We start from the raw sequence: 18,233 nt of genomic DNA, 5'->3' as shown, positions 1-18,233 counted from the left end.
TCATGAATGAGATAAAATGAAACACACACATACATACATCATTGTCTAACACCCAAAAAAACATGTTGTGTAGGACAGCTATGGAGGTGTACCTTGTTTATGAGGGACAAAAATAGTAGGATCATTCCTCTTCTGCCTTTAAGAGGATTGTTGGTTTATCCGACGATGGTGCTTCATCTAGATGTGGGCAGAGAAAAATCAGTGAAGGCCTTAGAAGAGGCCATGGTGGATGACCACATGATTCTTCTGGCAACTCAGGAAGAAATTCATATAGATGAACCCACGGAAGATCAAATATATAAAGTTGGTACAGTAGCTCATGTGAAGCAGATGTTAAAGCTTCCTAATGGAACCATTCGAGTTCTGGTAGAGGGAATATCACGAGCGAAGATTGATGAGTTTATTCCAAATGCAGACTTTATGAAGGTCAGGATTTCAACTTTATTTGATGAAGATGAACAATCATCTGAGTCAGAAGCACTCATGCGTGCGGTATTAAGACAGTTTGAGCAATACATTAAACTTTCTAAGAAAATTACTTCAGAAACTTTATCGACTGTCACAGATATTGAAGAGCCGGGGAGACTTGCCGATGTGATTTCCTCTCATTTGTCCTTAAAGATTAAAGACAAACAAGAGATATTAGAAATTACAAATGTAAATAAGCGCTTAGAAAAAATCCTGGATATTTTAAGCAATGAGAAGGAAGTCCTTGAGCTTGAACGGAAAATAGGTCAACGAGTCAAAAAATCAATGGAAAAGACTCAAAAGGAATACTATTTACGTGAGCAGATGAAAGCAATCCAGAAAGAGCTTGGCGATAAAGAAGGGAAGACTGGAGAAGTAGAAGCTTTACGAGAACAGATGGAGGAGTCTGGAGTTCCAGATCGCATTCGACAAAAAATCGAAAAAGAGCTTGAACGCTATGAAAAAATGCCCGCTACTTCTGCTGAAAGTGGAGTCATACGAACCTACATTGATTGGCTTCTAGCCCTTCCATGGTCCAAAAAGACGGAGGATCAAATTGACATTGATCAAGCTCAAAAGATCCTAGATGAGGATCATTATGGTTTAGAGAAACCAAAAGAGCGTGTCTTGGAATACTTGGCTGTACAAAAGCTGGTCAACAAAATCAAAGGACCGATCCTTTGCCTTGTTGGACCGCCTGGGGTAGGAAAAACTTCATTGGCACGTTCTATTGCCAATTCTTTGGGGCGTAAATTTGTTCGTGTTTCCCTTGGAGGAGTACGGGATGAAGCAGAGATTCGAGGTCACAGAAGAACCTATGTAGGAGCTATGCCTGGAAGAATTATGCAAGGGATGAAAACAGCAGGAACCATCAATCCTGTGTTCCTTTTAGATGAAATTGATAAGATGGCGAATGACTTTAGAGGTGATCCTGCTGCGGCACTCTTAGAGGTATTAGATCCAGAGCAGAATAATACATTTAGTGATCACTATATAGAAGAACCCTATGATTTATCGAATGTTATGTTTGTCACGACAGCGAACACAACTCATACGATACCCGGACCGTTATTGGATCGAATGGAAATGATCTATATTCCTGGTTATACAGAAGTCGAGAAAAAACATATTTCACTCAATTATCTAATTCCTAAGCAAATGAAAGAGCATGGTCTGGGCAAGAGTCAGCTGCAAGTGAATGAGGATGCTGTGGTTAAAGTAATCCGACGCTATACGAGAGAATCTGGTGTTCGTAATCTCGAAAGGCAAATGGGCACGATTTGTAGAAAAGCAGCCAAAATGATTGTAGCTGGAGAAAAGAAAAAAGTCATGGTAACTGAGAATACCTTAGAATCCATCTTAGGCAATCCAAAATACCGTTACGGCTTGGCTGAAACAGATCATCAAGTTGGAGTGGCAACAGGTTTAGCGTGGACGTCTGTAGGCGGAGATATTTTAAGTATTGAAGTTCAAGTTCTTCCGGGGAAAGGGAAGCTGACTTTAACAGGGAAGCTTGGAGAAGTAATGAAGGAATCTGCTCAAGCGGCATTCAGCTATATTCGCTCCAAAGCGGAATCATTAGGAATTGATCCTCAATTTCATGAAAAGAAAGATATTCATATCCATGTTCCCGAAGGAGCTATCCCGAAAGATGGTCCATCAGCAGGAATCACAATGGCAACAGCTTTGGTTTCGGCGCTTTCAGGAAAGCCAGTATCCAATATTGTTGGAATGACTGGAGAGGTAACCCTGCGTGGTCGCGTCTTGCCAATTGGGGGCTTAAAGGAAAAATCTTTAGCGGCACATCGAGCCGGGCTTAAAACCATCATTCTTCCGAAGGATAATGAAAAGGATATTGACGAGATACCAGAAAGTGTAAGAAAGGATCTTGTATTTAAGCCTGTTGATCATATGGATCAAGTCTTGAAGTTTGCGATAGTGGGAGAGAAATAGATATGAAAGTAACAGAAGCGGAATTGGTGATTAGTGCTGTAGGACCGAAACAATATCCAGTGGATTCCCTGCCAGACATTGCCTTGGCAGGGCGTTCCAATGTAGGTAAGTCTTCTTTTATCAATAAGATGATTAACCGCAAAGGGCTAGCGCGAACTAGTTCAAAGCCGGGGAAGACACAAACCTTAAACTTTTATAAAATTAACCAAGAGCTTTACTTTGTGGATGTACCGGGCTATGGTTTTGCTAAGGTACCAAAAGCAGAACGGGAGCGTTGGGGAAGATTCATTGAAGAATACATATTAAATCGTGATAAATTAAAAGCGATTATTCTTCTTGTTGATATAAGACATGAACCAACGAAGGATGATCAATCGATGTATGATTGGCTTAAGCATCATGATATTCCTGTGATTGTTATTGCCACTAAGGTAGATAAAATTCCAAAAACAAAAGTGCAGCGGCACATAAAAGTTGTCAAGGAGACTCTGGGTGTACCAAAAGGAGATCCTGTGATTGCCTTTTCCTCTGAAACAGGTCAAGGCAAGGATGAGGCATGGGGAACGATTCTCTATCATATTAAAACCAAAATGAATAAACCAGAGGAAGTAAAGGAAGAAGAAAGAGAAGAAGCAGAAAGAGAAGCAGAATAGTTTAATCACGATAATATTGTTAGGATAGTTAGTCCATGATAAGGGCAAACTATCCTTTTTTCAGTGCATGTATGTTGTAGTTCATAAATGAAACGGATACAATATGAGCAAGTATCCAATAAAGGGACTTGATATCAATGTCAAAAGAATATAGCATCTTGAAAACAACAAAAGAAGAAAGAAAAAAGTAGGTAATTTAGGAGGTGATTCAGATAAAAGCTGTAGTTAACCCAATAAATTTTATTTTGTTTCTATTAGTTGTAGCAGTCATTTTAATAGGTTGTGCTGGAAATGAAACTCAATTAATAGATGGAGATCAACATATAACTCTAGAGATGGATGAAGTCATTTCTAATTACATTATTCAAGTATACTCTTCTTCAAATAATGATATAGAAAAGCAATTTGAGGTCCATAGAATATATGGCACAAGTGAAGTAGATGGAGTCCTAAGTGTCTATATGTGGTCTTATTATGGTGGTTTTAATAAATCCACTGGTGTAGAAAACCAAATTGGACATTCATTACCCGCTGTCATTCGTTTAAAGAAAGAAGAAGAGGGCAGCTATTCTGTTATCGAATACATTGAACCCCAAGACGGTAATTTGTATCTGTCCTCTTTACAAAAGATGTTTCCTAATAAATACTTGAAATTGGTAAAACAAGATAGTGGAAATATAGAGGATTTAAAACAAAAGATGGATAAAAAAGTGGAGCAATGGTTAGAAGAAAAAGACCACATATCGTAAGTCCGATATATAGGGTATTAATTACATATCAAATGTAGGAATATACTAGAGAGGACAAACTAGGCAGAGGAATACCTGTCCGAAATGGAAGTTAAGCGATGAGCGTTGGAATGGAGGATAGGTATTCCTCTGCCGTCAGTTGGAGGTACTAAGCTTCATAAAATACTAAAACAAAAAGGACTCGGCAAAGCCGAGTTTTTCGTATTATCTAGCTCATTCTTCATGCTAATTAGAAAATATATTGAGAAAACGCTTCGTTCTTTCTTCTTTAGGTTCATGGAACAGTTGTTTCGGAGCTCCTCTCTCGATAACCACGCCTTGATCCATGAAAATGACTTCATCAGCGACATCGCGGGCAAAACTCATTTCATGGGTGACGACGATCATGGTCATTCCTTCTTGAGCAAGCTCCTTCATGACTTTTAACACTTCGCCCACAAGCTCTGGATCGAGTGCTGAAGTAGCTTCATCGAAGAGCATGACAGCAGGTTCCATAGCCAATGCTCGAGCAATCCCTACTCTTTGCTGCTGTCCTCCCGAAAGCTCGAAGGGATAGGCGTCTGCTTTATCGGCTAGCCCCACTTTAGCTAACAGATGGAGCGCTTTTTCCTTGGCTGTGGATTTATTCTCCTTCTTGACTGTAATCGGTCCTTCCATCACATTCTGCAAAGCGGTCATATGGGGGAATAGATTGTAGTTCTGAAAAACCATCCCTGTTTTTCTCCGCAAGGAAAGGGTTTGTTTGGACGTTAGAGGAGTGGAAAAATCAAGCTGCATATCGTCTATTTTAAGTTGTCCTGCTGAAGGAAGCTCTAATAAGTTGATGCATCTCAACAATGTCGTTTTTCCTGAGCCAGAAGGCCCTACGATGACAACAACCTTGCCTTTAGGAACCTCTAAGTCGATCCCTTTTAGAATTTCACGTTCTCCGAAGCTTTTTCGAATATTGTATAACGAGATCATCGTTCCTTTTCCTCCTTACTTCGCCACATAACGGTCTAATTTGGCTTCAATTCGATCCTGAATGATAGATAGAACAAAACAGATCATCCAATAAATCAGAGCTGCTTCTGTATAAATTAATAGGGGTTCATAGGTTGCCGCTGCAATTTCCTGAGCTTTTCTAAACATTTCAGGGACAAGAATCACGGCTGCCAGTGAAGTATCCTTGACTAAACTAATGAATGAGTTCGATAGTGGCGGTACAGAAACTCTAGCTGCTTGGGGAAGAATAATTCGTTTTAGCGCCTGAAACTTGGTCATGCCAATCGACGAAGCTGCTTCCCACTGTCCCTTAGGTATAGATAATATAGCGGCACGAACAATTTCAGATCCATAGGCTCCCACATTTAAGGAAAAACCAATCACGGCTGATGGAAAGGGATCGAGGACGATCCCCATACTGGGCAGTCCAAAAAAGATAATAAATAATTGCACTAGTAAAGGAGTGCCACGAATGATTGAAACATATGTGCGAGCAAGAATATGTAATATTTTCACCTTAGATATTCTGGCAAGTGCAGTAAGTACGGCAAGCAGAAGTCCAATAACAAAAGAGATGAGGGCTAAGCTAATTGAAAAGGTTAAGGCTCCTTTCAATAAAGGCAGAAAGGAGCTCTTAGCAATTTCTATTAACCTTTCGATTCTTTCAGGGTTTTCGAAGAGGTTACTTAGATACATCTGCACCAAACCATTTCTCAGAGATTTGTAAATAGGTTCCGTCTTCTTGCATTTCTTTTAACGCTTGATTTACCGCCTCAATTAACTCTTCGTTTCCTTTTCGAAACATAAATCCGTTATAAGCAGCGTTTGAGTGTCTAGCTACGATTTGAACGGGTGCGTCAGGACGTTGTTTCAGGAAGTCTAGAACAGATAATCCATCATTAATGGTCACATCAATACGTTTGGAGCTTAATAAATCCATGGCTTGATTAAAGCCCTCCACGCCTACAATTTCCGCTCCATGCTCTCTGGCGATATCGGTTAAGTTACTTGTTAGCGTTTGTCCTGCTTTCAGTCCAGTAATATCTTCAAAATCCTTAACAGAATCGTTATCCTGATGCACAACTAATACGGCTGCTGAAACAATATAAGGATCAGAAAAATCATATTTTTCCTTTCGATCTGGACGAATTCCTACCTGATTCGCAATCATATCAAATCGCCCAGCATCCAAGCCAGCGAACATCGCATCCCATTGTGTTTCCATAAATACAGGCTCTACCCCTAACCTTTTGGCTATTTCTGTTGCCACTTCAACATCGAAACCAGTTAGTGCTCCCGTTTCATCATGGAATGTAAATGGAGCGTAGGTTCCTTCTGTTCCAATTGGAAGTTTACCTTCAGCTTGAATTTTTTCTAATAATGTTTCTGAACCAGTTGTTTTATCAGACTCCTCAGTGGGAGCTGTACCACACGCAGCTAGCACCGTGATCAGAGTGAAAGTCATTAATAAAATAAGAATCGGACGTAAATAAGTGTTCATCATTCTTCCTCCATTCAAAATAAAAAGTTGTGATTTGAAAAACAAAAAATAAAAACTAACTAAATAGGTATGTTTTTATGGATTTCATGAAATTAGTTTAGCATGTTTCGTAATTTTGTCAATATCAAAGGATTACAGAGGATACTTAGGCAAACTTTAAGGATGGGTATTGAAATTCTCCATTTACCCTCTCTCAGCAAGAAGAAGCCCCATATATAGCAGTACAGCTCTTTTGTTTCAACTAGAAGATCAAGATATAATAGAAATGGAAAACATTTGGCAAAAAAGCATTTAAAAAAGAGAGAGGGGTAAGTGAATGTATAAGAAAGTAGTGGGGGTTTTAGTATTATTACTCTGTATAAGTTTCTTATTCACAGCATGTGGAGGAGTTGAAACAGGCTCTGATGAGGGAACTGAAAGCATTCCTACTGAAGGAAAAGGGGAGGAGCAGGCTGAACAAAATCAGGGAGAAACAGAAAGCGTGACATATCTGCTTGAAAATAACGTTTTTACTTTTGCTATGTCAGGAGAATATCATCCCTTTAATTATGTAGATGAGGCAAGTGGTGAATTAACAGGATTTGATGTAGAAATAGGGAAAGCGATTGCTGAATATCATGGCTGGGAAGCTAATCCGGTAGCCACTCCTTGGTCAGGTATCTTATCTGGACTAAGAAGCAGCCAATTTGATGCCATTATAGGATCTATGGGAATTACGATGGAAAGAGCGGAGCAAGTCGATTTTTCTCATCCTTATTACTTATCTGGAGCACAGCTGTTTGTCAAAAAAGGAAGCTCAATTGAAGGAGCAAAGGATCTTTCCGATGAGATTCGGATCGGAGTTGCCTTAGGAACCTCCTATGAGCCCGTGGCTAGAGAATATTCTAAGCAGGTGGCTACATATGAGAGTGATGTGACAGCACTTAGGGATTTAGCGACTTCGAATAATTTGGACGCTGTGATTACCGATCGACTCGTAGGACTTATTGCCATCGATGAAACAGGGTTTGAATTGGAGATGGCAGGGGACCTGATTTTTGAAGAAGAAGTTGCCATTCCTGTTCAAAAAGGAAATCAAGAACTTCTAGATAAAATCAATGAGGCTCTTGCAGCCATTCGTGAAAATGGAACATATGAAGAGATTAGTAAACGTTACTTTGGAGTTGATATTTTAGAGTAGTGCGCAGCGAGAGTTGCGCACCTTCTCTTTCTAAGGAGGGTGAACATGCGTGGCTGTTTTTCAATTACCCGCATTCTTTTATCATTTAGTGGATAAATATCCGTTTTTCTTAAAAGCAATGCTGCTTACCTTACAATTAACGGCGGCTTCTATTGTCATAGGAATGGGAATTGGCTTATTTTTTGCTTTGTTAAAGCTATCTTCCAATCGAATCCTACATTCCATTGCTAATATTTATATTACGGTGGTCCGAGCGACACCGCTTATTGTTCAAATATTTGTTTTGTATTTTGGATTTACCGAAATTATTTCCCTTACTCCTTTTTGGGCTGCTTCTTTAGCTCTAGCCTTTCATAATGGAGCCTATATTGCTGAAATCTTTCGAGGGGGAATTCAATCCATTGATCGAGGCCAAATGGAGGCAGCAAGATCATTAGGAATGACAAGTTCTTTGGCAATGCGCCGCATTATTTTACCTCAAGCCTTTAAGCGAACGATTCCGCCATTGGGTAATCAATTTATTATAGGTCTTAAAGATTCATCTTTAGCAGCTTTTATAGGAATGACAGAAATATTTAATCGTTCTAGGCAATTTGTTTCGGTCACTTATCTAGAATTGGAGTTTTATGTGATGGCAGCACTTTATTATCTTATTATTGTTTTAATCTTTACTTGGTTGGTGAATAAGCTAGAGTATCGCTTGAGTGTAAGTGAAAGGTAAGGAGGAAAAGCCTTGATCAGAGTTGAGAAACTAAATAAATCGTTTGGGGAGTTACACGTACTCAAAGACGTTGATTTACATGTGGAGGAAAGTGATGTTGTCTGTCTTATTGGAGCAAGTGGCTCAGGGAAAAGTACACTACTGAGATGTTTGAATTTTCTGGAATTCAAAGATTCAGGTAAGATTATCATTGAGGGCAAGGAAGTTGACCCGACACGGGATAACTTAAATTCGGTTCGCCAGCAGGTAGGAATGGTCTTTCAGCATTTTAATCTGTTCCCCCATAAATCAGTGCTTGAGAATATAATCGAAGCGCCTGTCATGGTTAAGGGTGTGAAGAAAGAGCAAGCCATCGAGGAAGCGAGAGAACTTCTGCAAAAAGTAGGCTTGCTTGAAAAAGAAAATGAATATCCTTCCCGTTTGTCAGGAGGACAGAAGCAGAGAGTAGCGATTGCTCGTTCCTTAGCAATGAAGCCTAAAATCATGCTTTTTGATGAACCCACTTCTGCTCTAGATCCAGAGTTAGTGGGTGAAGTGCTAGAAACGATGAAAGAATTGGCGCAGGAAGGGATGACGATGGTGGTGGTTACTCATGAAATGGGTTTTGCTCGCGAAGTAGCGGATTGGGTTTGCTTCTTACATGCAGGCAGAATCGAAGAGGTGGGGAAACCTGACCAAGTATTTGAGGACCCTAAGCAAGAGCGGACAAGGGAATTTCTGAGCAAAGTACTCTAAGGGGGAAGGAACACATGAATAGATGGGTCACAAATAAATATGTATGGTTAGGAGGGCTGCTCATAATTGGAATCATTCTCTTTGGGATCGGACTTCTTTTATTTGAAGGAGAAAATCCTATAGCTCTTGGTACGACCTTGTGGTACTTGAATAGTTCGGATCGAGAGGTTTTGTGGGTGGCTTCTGACTCAAGTCGATTTGTCACGTATTACGAAGGTAAGGAAAGATACATTTTAGATTATCTTCCGCGATTAGAGGGAGTTGGAAGAGGAGACTGGGAACTAGCGTATATGGAAGAGGGGAGCATGATTTTTCAGGATGGAACGGAAGGGGTTTCAAAGCAGGTAACTGTGCAATACACCCCATTAAGACAGAATCAGTATATCTTATTTACTTACGACGTTCAGGATAATGAATAATAGAAAAAGCCCTGTATTCAGCTAAACTCTGCTGAAACAGGGCTTTGGTGTTCAGATACATATGGGGTTTACCAGCTTCTTCTGCCAAAGATCAAATAGACACCAATCAAGATCGGAATAACTGGCCACCATTGAAAGAGAAAACTCATCCCTCCAAAAAGAAAATGGAAGGCAGGGAGTGCCAGAAGGATCGTTGCAGGAATCATAAAATGAATGATCCTTGTACGAAGAAAAGTAATCAGAAAGCCTACTCCGACAGCTCCAGGAAAGAGAGACCAATGATGGGACCAAAAAGAGAAATTGTATAAAGCAAAAAAGTGAAATCCTAGTGAAAAAACAATTCCTCCTGGAAGAATCAGTATTTTCTCCCATCCCATAAACGAAGCAAGGATGAAGGAGAGTCCTACAATGATTAAGATCAAAGGCCAACTGATTAATTCTTCAAATAAAGGAAGCTGTAGTTGCTTAAGTAAAAAATAAGCACCTAGTCCAATCAAAATAAATCCAGGAAGTAATCTTTGATTTATCACAGTCTATTTCTCCTTATGAGTAGAAATACCCCAATAAGAATAAGGATGGAGGGCCACATATAGTGTTGAATACTTCTAAAGATCGTTCGAAAATTGATTGAAATTCCAAATAATTTTTCTGCCAATAGAACAGCCCCAAAGAAAACGAGAATCAACCCAAAGATCAACGATGAATAGCCTCTTTTTGTAGGATCGGGAGGGAGCTCTGAATCGACCGTATAATAAGGTGAATGAGAGGTCTGAGTGCTATGGTAGGGTGAGTACTCTTTAGCTTCCTCATGATTGATGCTCTTTTCCGTATCCATCTGCTTCGATTGCTCCGACTGCGGATCAGCCATCGGTTTCTCTTTTGTACGGGCCTTAGGTTCTTCAGGAATAATTAACATAGCAATGATGTAAGCTATGATTCCAGTTCCACCAAAGAAAAAAGAAAGAACCCAGATTAAGCGAATAAGGACAGGATCAATGGCAAAATGGTCGGCGATCCCCGCACATACCCCATCAATGACCTTGTTGTTTCTTGATTTGTATAATCTTCGCATTTTTCTCCCCCCAAGTAAATTTTAGTTCAGATAAGATCATCCCTGCTAGAATCAGCAGGCATCCAATCACTCCAAGAGAGGATAACCAATTCTGATTCCAGAGCCCATCCGTCAGTCCGGCAAAAACAGGTTCCGTAGCAAAAATCAGGGCGACTCTTGTGGGTGTTGTATAGGTTTGTAGCTCGGTTTGTGCCACAAAGGCAAATACGGTGGCAGGTAAAGCACAGATTAGCAAAGCCCATAGGACCACATTTTCCAGTAAGATATCTGGACTATCTAAAACAATGCTCCATTCATTCTGAAAGGCGGCACCGATACAGCTTAGAAGAGCAACCGTTGAAATCTGTACAAAAGCAAGGATTAAAGCAGGAAACTGTGGTGCATATTTTCCGGTTAAGACAATTTGCAGAGCAAATGAAATGGCACAGAAAAAAACAAGCATATCTCCAAGGTTAACCCCTGAAACATCACCAGCCGTCAATAGGTACAAACCAGCGGTGGCAACAATAATGCCCAAGGCTGCGTTGATGGATATTTTTTGCTTCATTATAAGAAATGAAAACAGGGGGACAAGAACAACGGATAACCCTGTAATAAATCCTGCCTTAGAGGAGGATGTATACAGAAGTCCAGCCGTTTGAAATAAATATCCTGAAAAAAGCCACACGCCTAAAATGATTCCAGCAATCATCAGCTTCCAGTCTATCGCCATAAGCTGGCGACGATAAAAAATAAAAATCACGATGAATAAGCTAACAGATGCCAAGGTAAAACGAAGGGCATTGAAGAGAAATGGCGGTAAAAAGGCAATGGCATTCTCTACAAGGACAAATGTAGCTCCCCACACAAAAGCAACAAGTAATAAAATAAAGTCTGCTAGTAAAGGTCTGTTTTTCATAAAAATATCATAACATGGGAAAATGTAAATTTACAGATATTTCAACCCTTATTTCGATAAAAAGTCACATTTTTTTTCCTACCCACAAAAAAAATTTGATATAATAGTATGGATTAGGACTAGTCCATTCTTTTTCAGGAAAACCTTAATAATAAACAAAGAATTGGATTCGGCAATAGAAGGGGTGAAAGCAGATGCATATCATTTCATTAAGTCTCAACTATAAAAATACCCCCGTTCATTTACGTGAGCGCTTTTCATGGGCGAAAGAAGAACTGTCAGAGGCTTTGGTAGCTCTGCGTCATACCAAAAGTGTTCTTGAATGTGTGATATTATCGACTTGTAATCGTTCGGAGATCTATGCTGTAGTAGATCAATTGCATACAGGTCGCCACTTCATAAAAGGTTTTTTATCAGAATGGTTCGGTATTGAAAGAAAAGAATTTAATGAATACATTGATCTCAAGGAAGATGATAGAGCGATCCAATACTTGTTCGAAGTGGCGGTGGGGCTCGATTCCATGGTTTTAGGTGAAACTCAGATTCTAGGTCAGGTAAAGGATGCTTTTCATAGCGCTCAAGAAGCTGAAACCACCGGGACGATCTTTAATATGCTCTTTAAGCAAGTGATTACCCTAGCGAAAAAAGCACATGCAGAAACAGAAATCGGTCAGAATGCGGTATCTGTAAGCTATGCGGCGATTGAGTTAGGAAAGAAGATCTATGGAGATTTAACAGATAAATCCGTTCTTATCTTAGGTGCAGGAAAAATGAGCGAGCTGACTGTTAAGCATCTTCATTCCAATGGAGTAAAAGAGGTATTTGTGCTCAATCGGACTTTAGAGCGAGCGGAAGAATTAGCTTCTAAATTCAAAGGACAAGCCTGCGATTTTAGTCAATTAGAATCCTGTCTGCAAAAAGTTGATATCGTGATCAGTTCTACAGGCTCAAGAGAATTTGTTATTACAAAAGAAAAAATACAAAAAGTCATGAAATATCGTTTTGGTCATCCATTATTTTTAATTGACATCGCGGTTCCACGTGACCTTGATCCTGAAATTCATCAGGTAGATAATGTGTTCCTTTATGATATTGATGATCTCAATGGAATTGTTCAAGCGAATCTGGCAGAAAGACAGAAAGAAGCGACAAAAATTCGGTCTATGATTGAGGAAGAGATCGTCGAATTTAAGAAATGGATTACGACCTTAGGGGTTGTTCCTATTATTACCGCACTAAGGAAAAAGGCTTTGGATATTCAAGAGGAAACGATGCAAAGTATTCTAAATAAATGTCCAGATCTAGACGAAAGAGAAATAAAAGTGTTGAAGAAGCATACCAAAAGCATTGTCAACCAGCTTTTAAGAGATCCTATTTTACGAATCAAAGAAATGGCTGCTGAAGCCGATTCAAAGGAACAATTAGAAATATTTACCAAGATCTTTGCCTTGGAAGAGGAGCTTAAAGTCCAACAAGAAAAGGAATCAAACCTTAAACGACAAGAAACGGCCGTGAGTTTTAATAAGTCTATTCATGAAAGCAAGACCGGAAAAGAACTTCCGTTGCAGCTATAAAGGAGGTTCATAGCCGATGTTTGAACAGATTTGGTATTATGAGCTTTTGGTTGTCTTATATGCAAGCAGTGTTTTACTATACTTCTATGATTTTTTACAGAACAACCGGAAAGCAAATCAATTTGCTTTCTGGTTGCTTTCTATAGTTTGGGTTATTCAAACGGTCTACATAGGAATGAGTGCGATACAAAAAGGGATTCTACCACTATTTTCACAGTTTGATACTCTTTTTTTCTATGCTTGGCTTCTTATTACGCTTAGCCTCTTGATTAACTGGTTTTTTAGAATGGACCTTATTCTCTTTTTTACAAATGTGATTGGCTTTACTGTACTTTCCCTAAGCTTATTTGTAGCTGGTCGGGAAATCCCAGCTCAAATGGCGGAGCAGTTAAGCTCGGAATGGCTTTTAATACATATTTCAATGGCTTTCATCAGCTATGCAGCGTTTACGTTCTCTTTTATTTTTTCCAGCTTCTATTTAGTCCAGCATTCGATGTTGAAAAAAAAGAAATGGACCAAGCATGTCAGAAGGCTGCCCAGTCTGGTTCAATTAGACCTCTATACATTTCGTCTTAACTTAATAGGAGTGCCATTATTATTGCTAAGCTTAATTCTGGGGATTGTCTGGGGCTATTATACTTTGGATGCATCCTTTCTTTATGACCCTAAGGTGATCTTTTCGATTCTTGTTCTGCTTATGTATGGTGTGTATCTCTACCAACGAGTAGTGAAAGGCTGGTCAGGTCGCCGAATTGTAGAGTTAAATATTATCTGTTTTTTAGTGTTACTTATTAATTATTTACTTGCTAGTATTTTTTCTAAGTTTCATTTATGGATGTGAGCAAAAATGGATATAGCTGTATTCAGATGCACAGTACAAAGGACGTGATAGGATGACGAGAAAGATTATTGTTGGATCAAGAAAAAGCAAACTAGCCCTTACACAGACCAAATGGTTTATTCGTCAGTTGGAGGCATTGGATCTCCCCTATACTTTCGAAATCAAGGAGATTGTGACCAAGGGTGATCGCATTTTAGATGTGACTCTTTCTAAGGTAGGAGGAAAGGGGTTATTTGTAAAGGAAATTGAACAGGCACTGTTAGAGGGCGAGATTGATTTCGCTGTACATAGCATTAAAGATATGCCTGCTGTCCTTCCTGCTGGTCTTATGATCGGTTGTATCCCGAAACGAGTCGATCCACGTGACTGCTTACTTTCTAATGAAGGCCAAACTTTAGCAGATTTACCTGCTGGAGCGATCATCGGAACAAGTAGCTTGCGTCGATCCGCACAGCTTCTGAAACACAGACCTGATTTAGAATTAAAATGGATTCGAGGGAATATCGATACACGGATTCATAAACTTCGCGAGAAAGAATATGATGCGATAATTCTAGCCGCAGCAGGCTTAGAAAGAATGGGCTGGACTGAGGAAGTGGTGACGGAATACTTGTCTGTAGAAACATGTTTACCAGCGGTTGGACAAGGCGCGCTAGGGATTGAGTGCCGCACCTCTGATCAAGAGGTGATCCAATTGCTTCAACGTGTCCACGATACTGAATCAGGGATCATTGTTCAGGCGGAACGAGCTTTCTTACATACGATCGAAGGGGGATGTCAGGTTCCAGTTGCTGCTTATGGTGAACGGAAGGATGGCGTGATCCATCTAACTGGGCTTGTGGGCTCTCCCGATGGAAAGAAAATCATCCAAGAAACCTTAAAAGGTGAGGAGCCACAAGCGTTAGGTCAAGAGCTTGCTCTTTTGCTCAAGGAAAAAGGCGCGATGGAAATACTAGACAAAGTGAAGAGCGAGCTAGAAGCATGAGTGCGGAATTAGACCTTGCTCTCTATGGGAAGAGAATTGTGGTCACGCGTGCCGAAAGACAAGCGCAGGAGATGGGGGAGATGATCCGGCAAAAGGTGGAATCCCCTTTTTCTTTTCTGTAATTGAACCTCGGCTGACAGAGGACCTGGAGCCCATTCGGGGAGCCATTGCTCAGCTTGATCAGTATGACTGGATATTATTCACCAGTGTGAATGCGGTTCATTTCTTTGTCGATCAAGTGAAAAATGCCATTCATCCAGAGCAGAAGTTGAAGTGGCTAAGCGAAAAGAAGCTAGCTGCTATTGGTCCAAAAACAGAGAAAGCGCTGCATGCCTATGGACTCACCGCAGATGCAGTCCCTACCGTCTTTCATCAGGAGGCACTCATTGAGACATGTCAAGAGCAGCTTTCACCAGGGATGAGGGTCTTATACCCACGTGCTCAAATGGCTAGACGAAAATTAACTGCGGAGCTTCGTGAGCAGGGAATAACGGTCGATGACATCGTCTTATATACCTCTGTTGTTGTTGATCAGCAAAAAGAGGAGCTCCTTCATTTGCTTCAATCGGGAGAAATCGATGTGATCACCTTTACCAGTTCTTCTACGGTAAAACACTTTGTAGACCTATTTGAAATGACAGATTGGAGAAGGTATTTACATACATTGACGATTGCTAGTATTGGTCCAATTACGACCCAAACAGCGCAGGAAAGTGGCTTAGAGGTGCAAATTGAAGCCAAGGAATTTACTTCAGATAGCTTAATAGAAGAAATAGAAAGATATTATCAAGGAAAAACGAGGTGAGCGAAATGAGTTATTTTGAAAGACATCGCAGACTGAGAGGGAGCACGGGGATTCGAAGCATGGTGAGAGAAACGACCTTAGCGATTCAGGATCTTATCTATCCCCTATTTGTGGTTGAAGGAACAGGGGTGAAGGAAGAAATTCCTTCAATGCCAGGTGTGTATCATTTTTCCCTAGATCTATTACCTCAAGAAATAGAGGAGGTTCAAGCATTAGGAATTCCGGCAGTGATTCTTTTTGGTGTGCCGGAGCATAAGGATCATCATGGAAGCGAAGCCTATGCTCACAATGGAATTGTTCAAGAAGCAACGAAAGTAGTAAAGAATATGGCACCTGATTTAGTGGTCATTGCCGATACCTGTCTATGTCAATATACCGATCATGGGCACTGCGGAGTGGTAGAAAAGGGGAAGATTGTGAACGATCCTTCTCTTGAATTACTCGTCAAAACAGCCGTTTCTCAAGCTCAAGCAGGAGCGGATATCATTGCCCCCTCCAACATGCTAGACGGGTTTGTTTATGCCATTCGTGAAGGGCTGGATGAGGCAGGTTATGAGGATATCCCCATTATGTCCTACGCTGTCAAATATGCTTCTTCCTTCTATGGACCGTTTCGTGATGCCGCTCATTCAACACCTCAATTTGGTGACCGTCGAACCTATCAAATGGACCCAGCTAATCGTCGTGAAGCTCTACGTGAAGCTCAAGCAGACGTTGAGCAAGGAGCGGACATCCTGATGGTTAAGCCGGCGATGGCTTATATGGATATCATTAGAGAAGTAAAAGACAACTTTCCATATCCGGTAGCTGCTTATAATGTCAGCGGGGAATACTCCATGGTTAAAGCGGCAGCAGAAAAGGGTTGGATAGATGAGCAGAAAATTGTCCTAGAATTACTTACAGGCTTGAAGCGTGCGGGAGCAGATATGATATTAACCTATCATGCAAAGGATGTAGCCAGATGGTTAGGAGGGAAGGCGAATGAGTAAATACAATCGTTCCATTCAAGCGTTTGATGAAGCGAAGCAGTACATTCCCGGAGGAGTGAACAGCCCTGTTCGTGCTTTTAAATCCGTGGGGATGAATCCGATTTATTTTGAACGGGGAGAAGGCTCTAAGGTCTATGATCTTGATGGGAACTCTTATATTGACTATGTTGGTTCATGGGGACCTCTTATTGCGGGACACGCGCATCCTCAAGTGGTGGAAGCGCTGAAAAAAGTAGCAGAAAAAGGGACTAGCTTTGGTGCTCCAACCGAAATCGAAACCGAGATGGCTCAGCTTGTTGTAGAGCGTGTTCCTTCTGTAGAGATTGTGCGTATGGTGAACTCTGGAACGGAAGCCACAATGAGTGCTTTACGCTTGGCTCGTGGATTTACCAAAAGAGATAAGATCTTAAAATTTGAAGGAAGCTATCATGGGCATGCAGATTCCTTGTTGATTAAGGCGGGTTCAGGAGTTGCTACTCTAGGATTGCCTGATTCCCCAGGAGTCCCTGAAGCAACAGCCACTCATACGATTACCGTGCCGTATAACGACCTGGAAAGTGTAAAGCTTGCTTTTGAACGTTTTGATCAAGAGATCGCGGCGGTCATTCTAGAGCCAATCGCCGGAAACATGGGTGTGGTTCCTCCCCTCCCAGGATTCTTAACGGGTCTGAGAGAGCTCACTGAAAAAAATGGAGCGCTGTTGATTTTTGATGAAGTGATGACAGGATTTCGTGTAGATTATCACTGTGCGCAAGGTCTATTTGGAATTACTCCTGACCTCACTTGCTTAGGGAAAGTGATCGGTGGAGGGCTTCCAGTTGGAGCCTATGGCGGAAGAAAAGAAATCATGGAGCAGATGGCTCCTATTGGACCTATTTATCAAGCTGGAACGCTGTCTGGGAATCCCCTAGCTATGACGGCTGGGTATGAAACATTAAAGTTGATGACTAAAGAGCAGTATGCAGAATTAGAAAAGAAGGGAGCTTACTTAGAAGCTGGGATTCGCCAAAATGCTGAAAAGCATCAGATTCCTTATTGCATCAATCGAGTAGGCTCCATGGTCGGTTTCTTCTTTAACGAGGGAGCTGTCCAAAACTTTGAGCAGGCAAGAAAATCAGATTTAGCCCGCTTCGCTCGTTATTTTCAACTGATGGCTGAAGAAGGAGTCTATATTCCTCCTTCCCAATTTGAAGGAATGTTTCTATCCATTGCTCATACACAGGAGGATTTAGATCGGACCATTGAAGCAAATGAGAAAGCATTAGCCATCTTGGCGAAAGAATAACGAGGAAGTATAGACATAAAATATGGCTTCAAGAATAGAATGAGTACAGCACAGGCCTTCACCAGCAATAGTATTGGTGAAGGTCATTTTTTATTTGGAATTTAGGGAATTAAGAAATAGCTCTTCAAACAGAAGAAGCTTTCAAAAATACAACTCCTGAAATGACTGAATTACTAAATCAAATGGCAAAATCTTTAGAAGTAAGCACAAAAGAATATTTCACACATCCATCAACATTAAAGAACTATAAAGAACAGCTTATGGTTCAAAAAGCTGTAGAAAAATTGTATGAAAATGGTATAGTAGATCATGAAAAATACACCTTAGATTTGTTCATTAAAGATTTAAAAAAAGATAAACAAGACAAAATGATCGTTGACTTAGAAAAAGACTTAGAAAAAAAGTCTAATAAGGAATGATC

The 18,233-nt window shown here is 40.5% G+C and carries 21 protein-coding genes; 15 read left to right on the top strand and 6 right to left on the bottom strand.

The genetic code is table 11. The features are described 5' to 3' along the window. Positions 1-99 precede the first annotated feature (99 nt). The 3 genes from lon to JCM10596_RS12690 all read left to right on the top strand — a co-directional run bounded on the left by lon (position 100) and on the right by JCM10596_RS12690 (position 3,823). Entirely contained in the window at positions 100-2,421 is a 2,322-nt protein-coding gene (gene lon / locus JCM10596_RS12700; RefSeq protein ID WP_025027458.1) for an endopeptidase La, read from the top strand. Between the two features lie 2 nt (positions 2,422-2,423). Beyond that, positions 2,424-3,074 carry a ribosome biogenesis GTP-binding protein YihA/YsxC gene (gene yihA, locus JCM10596_RS12695; protein WP_025027457.1) on the top strand — a complete coding sequence of 217 codons (651 nt, stop codon included), beginning with the start codon at positions 2,424-2,426 and terminating at the stop codon, positions 3,072-3,074. A gap of 203 nt (positions 3,075-3,277) precedes the next feature. After that, positions 3,278-3,823, top strand: a complete 546-nt coding sequence (locus JCM10596_RS12690) for a hypothetical protein (protein WP_025027456.1) — start codon at positions 3,278-3,280, stop codon at positions 3,821-3,823. A gap of 225 nt (positions 3,824-4,048) precedes the next feature. Here the strand turns inward: JCM10596_RS12690 and JCM10596_RS12685 are convergent, their stop codons facing one another. The 3 genes from JCM10596_RS12685 to JCM10596_RS12675 are packed head-to-tail and all read right to left on the bottom strand — an operon-like array spanning position 4,049 to position 6,308. Beyond that, on the bottom strand, positions 4,049-4,786 hold the full coding sequence (locus tag JCM10596_RS12685; RefSeq protein WP_025027455.1) for an amino acid ABC transporter ATP-binding protein: 738 nt from the start codon (positions 4,784-4,786) through the stop codon (positions 4,049-4,051). A 15-nt stretch (positions 4,787-4,801) separates the two neighbouring features. Then, a complete protein-coding gene (locus JCM10596_RS12680; protein WP_025027454.1) occupies positions 4,802-5,503 on the bottom strand; it encodes an amino acid ABC transporter permease in 702 nt (233 codons plus the stop codon). Beyond that, on the bottom strand, positions 5,490-6,308 hold the full coding sequence (locus JCM10596_RS12675; RefSeq protein WP_025027453.1) for an amino acid ABC transporter substrate-binding protein: 819 nt from the start codon (positions 6,306-6,308) through the stop codon (positions 5,490-5,492). The genes JCM10596_RS12680 and JCM10596_RS12675 overlap by 14 nt, the downstream gene beginning before the upstream one ends. A gap of 316 nt (positions 6,309-6,624) precedes the next feature. Between JCM10596_RS12675 and JCM10596_RS12670 the strand changes: the two genes are divergently transcribed. From JCM10596_RS12670 to JCM10596_RS12655, 4 genes are all read left to right on the top strand, one after another. Further along, complete coding sequence (locus JCM10596_RS12670; protein WP_025027452.1) at positions 6,625-7,488, top strand: transporter substrate-binding domain-containing protein; 864 nt, start codon at positions 6,625-6,627, stop codon at positions 7,486-7,488. Between the two features lie 118 nt (positions 7,489-7,606). Continuing rightward, on the top strand, positions 7,607-8,209 hold the full coding sequence (locus tag JCM10596_RS29195; RefSeq protein WP_051541293.1) for an amino acid ABC transporter permease: 603 nt from the start codon (positions 7,607-7,609) through the stop codon (positions 8,207-8,209). 12 nt (positions 8,210-8,221) lie between these two features. Next, positions 8,222-8,944, top strand: a complete 723-nt coding sequence (locus JCM10596_RS29190) for an amino acid ABC transporter ATP-binding protein (protein ID WP_025027450.1) — start codon at positions 8,222-8,224, stop codon at positions 8,942-8,944. A 14-nt stretch (positions 8,945-8,958) separates the two neighbouring features. Next, the gene (locus tag JCM10596_RS12655; protein ID WP_025027449.1) at positions 8,959-9,363 is read left to right on the top strand and encodes a hypothetical protein; all 405 of its coding nucleotides are present in this window, start codon (positions 8,959-8,961) and stop codon (positions 9,361-9,363) included. Positions 9,364-9,431: 68 nt separating this feature from the next. Here JCM10596_RS12655 and JCM10596_RS12650 read toward each other — a convergent pair whose 3' ends face one another. From JCM10596_RS12650 to JCM10596_RS12640, 3 genes are read right to left on the bottom strand one after another with little or no spacing between them, the layout of a single operon-like run. Further along, complete coding sequence (locus tag JCM10596_RS12650) at positions 9,432-9,893, bottom strand: LiaI-LiaF-like domain-containing protein (protein WP_025027448.1); 462 nt, start codon at positions 9,891-9,893, stop codon at positions 9,432-9,434. Continuing rightward, entirely contained in the window at positions 9,890-10,435 is a 546-nt protein-coding gene (locus JCM10596_RS28725; RefSeq protein WP_025027447.1) for a PspC domain-containing protein, read from the bottom strand. Before JCM10596_RS28725 ends, JCM10596_RS12650 begins: the two co-directional genes overlap by 4 nt. Then, positions 10,395-11,333: a DMT family transporter gene (locus JCM10596_RS12640; protein WP_025027446.1), complete on the bottom strand. Its 939-nt coding sequence runs from the start codon at positions 11,331-11,333 to the stop codon at positions 10,395-10,397. The genes JCM10596_RS28725 and JCM10596_RS12640 overlap by 41 nt, the downstream gene beginning before the upstream one ends. 194 nt (positions 11,334-11,527) lie before the next feature. Between JCM10596_RS12640 and hemA the strand changes: the two genes are divergently transcribed. The 8 genes from hemA to JCM10596_RS12600 all read left to right on the top strand — a co-directional run bounded on the left by hemA (position 11,528) and on the right by JCM10596_RS12600 (position 18,231). Beyond that, complete coding sequence (gene hemA, locus JCM10596_RS12635; protein WP_025027445.1) at positions 11,528-12,907, top strand: glutamyl-tRNA reductase; 1,380 nt, start codon at positions 11,528-11,530, stop codon at positions 12,905-12,907. Positions 12,908-12,923: 16 nt separating this feature from the next. Further along, positions 12,924-13,748: a cytochrome C assembly family protein gene (locus JCM10596_RS12630; protein WP_025027444.1), complete on the top strand. Its 825-nt coding sequence runs from the start codon at positions 12,924-12,926 to the stop codon at positions 13,746-13,748. Between the two features lie 52 nt (positions 13,749-13,800). Continuing rightward, complete coding sequence (hemC, locus tag JCM10596_RS12625; protein ID WP_025027443.1) at positions 13,801-14,733, top strand: hydroxymethylbilane synthase; 933 nt, start codon at positions 13,801-13,803, stop codon at positions 14,731-14,733. Beyond that, positions 14,730-14,855 (top strand): hypothetical protein, encoded by a 126-nt coding sequence (locus tag JCM10596_RS30850; RefSeq protein WP_267879700.1) that lies wholly within the window; start codon positions 14,730-14,732, stop codon positions 14,853-14,855. Before hemC ends, JCM10596_RS30850 begins: the two co-directional genes overlap by 4 nt. Next, the gene (locus tag JCM10596_RS25365; RefSeq protein WP_369345633.1) at positions 14,834-15,538 is read left to right on the top strand and encodes a uroporphyrinogen-III synthase; all 705 of its coding nucleotides are present in this window, start codon (positions 14,834-14,836) and stop codon (positions 15,536-15,538) included. Before JCM10596_RS30850 ends, JCM10596_RS25365 begins: the two co-directional genes overlap by 22 nt. A 5-nt stretch (positions 15,539-15,543) precedes the next feature. Beyond that, positions 15,544-16,527: a porphobilinogen synthase gene (hemB, locus tag JCM10596_RS12610; RefSeq protein WP_025027441.1), complete on the top strand. Its 984-nt coding sequence runs from the start codon at positions 15,544-15,546 to the stop codon at positions 16,525-16,527. After that, a complete protein-coding gene (gene hemL, locus JCM10596_RS12605) occupies positions 16,520-17,812 on the top strand; it encodes a glutamate-1-semialdehyde 2,1-aminomutase (protein ID WP_025027440.1) in 1,293 nt (430 codons plus the stop codon). The genes hemB and hemL overlap by 8 nt, the downstream gene beginning before the upstream one ends. 161 nt (positions 17,813-17,973) lie before the next feature. Then, positions 17,974-18,231 carry a hypothetical protein gene (locus tag JCM10596_RS12600; protein WP_025027439.1) on the top strand — a complete coding sequence of 86 codons (258 nt, stop codon included), beginning with the start codon at positions 17,974-17,976 and terminating at the stop codon, positions 18,229-18,231. The last annotated feature ends 2 nt before the right edge of the window (positions 18,232-18,233 follow it).

Source organism: Caldalkalibacillus mannanilyticus JCM 10596 (assembly GCF_000615945.1).
GTDB lineage: Bacteria > Bacillota > Bacilli > Caldalkalibacillales > JCM-10596 > Bacillus_AT > Bacillus_AT mannanilyticus.
This window is presented reverse-complemented; position numbering and strand designations above follow the sequence as displayed.